Origin of the sequence: Burkholderia sp. Ac-20353 (assembly GCF_017104785.1) — a bacterium.
Classification (GTDB): Bacteria; Pseudomonadota; Gammaproteobacteria; order Burkholderiales; family Burkholderiaceae; genus Burkholderia.
In genome coordinates this window covers 1-1,714 of the sequence record NZ_JAAGPL010000461.1, presented here as the reverse complement: position 1 = coordinate 1,714, position 1,714 = coordinate 1, and the positions used below count along the sequence as shown (strand labels likewise).

The 1,714-nt window shown below is 69.6% G+C and carries 2 protein-coding genes and 1 pseudogene; all 3 read left to right on the top strand.

Annotated features, from left to right (window positions below):
- Nucleotides 1-172 precede the first annotated feature (172 nt).
- Complete coding sequence (locus G3N94_RS41290) at nt 173-490, top strand: ferredoxin (protein ID WP_011886145.1); 318 nt, start codon at nt 173-175, stop codon at nt 488-490.
- A gap of 14 nt (nt 491-504) precedes the next feature.
- Entirely contained in the window at nt 505-1,149 is a 645-nt protein-coding gene (locus tag G3N94_RS41285) for an alpha/beta hydrolase (RefSeq protein WP_205799904.1), read from the top strand.
- Nucleotides 1,150-1,543: 394 nt separating this feature from the next.
- Nucleotides 1,544-1,714 (top strand): annotated as a pseudogene (locus tag G3N94_RS41280) (D-alanyl-D-alanine carboxypeptidase); the annotation flags it as partial.

Here is a 1,714-nt window from a genome sequence, read left to right as displayed (position 1 = left end):
GTGGCTGCCGGTCGCGCCGCGCCGCTGACGGGCTGCGGCGCGAGTAGCGGTGGTGGCCGCGGTGGTAGCAGCGGGGCCGGCAGCCGCGCGCGTCGCTCGCTATAATCGTCCGCACCATTCACCTGCCACTGCCGGTCCGGCCTCGCCGCCGGGTCGCCTGCCGTCACCGATCATGGATTCCTATTACCAGCACCACGTCTTCTTCTGCCTGAACCAGCGCGAGCCCGGCGCCGAACGCCCGAGCTGCGCGCAATGCGATGCGCAGACCATGCAGGAATACGCGAAAAAGCGCGTGAAGGAGCTCGGCCTCGCGGGGCCCGGCAAGGTCCGCATCAACAAGGCCGGCTGCCTCGACCGCTGCGAGGAGGGGCCCGTGATGGTCGTCTATCCGGAAGGCACCTGGTACACGTACGTCGACCAGGCGGACATCGACGAGATCGTCGAATCGCACCTGCGCGACGGCAAGGTCGTCGAGCGCCTGAAGATCTGAGCGAGCCGGCCCGAATGAACGTACATACGCAGAAATCGCTGATCGTCGGCCCGGTCGGCCAGATCGAGATCGCCGTCGACGTGCCGGACGCGGTGCGCGACGGCAGCATCGCGCCGCGCGGCATCGCGCTCGTCGCGCATCCGCATCCGCTGTTCGGCGGCACGATGGACAACAAGGTCGCGCAGACGCTTGCGCGTACGCTCGTGCAGCTCAACTATGTCGTGTACCGGTCGAACTTCCGCGGCGTCGGTGCGACCGAAGGCGCGCACGACAACGGTACGGGCGAGGCCGACGACCTGCTCGCGGTGCTCGCGCACATGCGCGCGCAGCCGGCCTATGCGGACCTGCCGCTCGTGCTGGCCGGCTTCTCGTTCGGCACGTTCGTGCTGTCGCATGTCGCGAAGCGGCTGCGCGACGCGGGGCAGGCGATCGAGCGGATGGTGTTCGTCGGCACGGCCGCGAGCCGCTGGCAGGTTGCCGACGTGCCGGAGAACACGCTCGTGATCCACGGCGAGACCGACGACACGGTGCCGATCGCGTCCGTCTACGACTGGGCGCGGCCGCAGGAACTGCCGGTCGTCGTGATTCCCGGCGCCGAGCATTTCTTCCACCGCAAGCTGCATGTGCTGAAGCGCGTCGTGATCGACGCGTGGCGCTAGCCCGCGCCTCAATTTGTCCCCATTTCGCGTTCCGCCGCGCGGCGACTTGCACGTCGCCTGCGCGCGCCTTTCGCGTTCCTTCGATAGTCGTCCTGCGCATCCTGGCCGCGCTATCCTCGCGTCGCCGGCATGCAACGGCGCGGCGCCGCGTTCACGAAAACGCCCGCCGCGGCCACGTATAATGGCCGCATTTCGCGTCGCCCGCGGCCCGGCCGGGCCCATGCGGCGCTCGGTTGGCCGCCCGCGCGGGCCGCGAACCGAACGCGTCCGCACGAGTCCAACCGGCGCGTTTCGCATCGCCTGACGGTCAGGCGCATGGCCGGAACGCCCGCCGCCTTGCCATTCAACCGTGCGCGTCCCGCGCTGCACTTTCTGCCATCAGCCTGAATCGATCATGCGTTTGTCTCCCCAAGGCCTCAAGTCCCTCGCATCCTCCACTGTCTTCAGCGCCGCCGCGCGCAACGTCGCGCTCGGCGTGATGCTGCCCGTCGCGCTCGCGTCGACGATCGTCGCCGCCGAGGCGAAGCCGGCCGCCAAGGCCAAGGCCGCGCATGCGGCGCCGGCC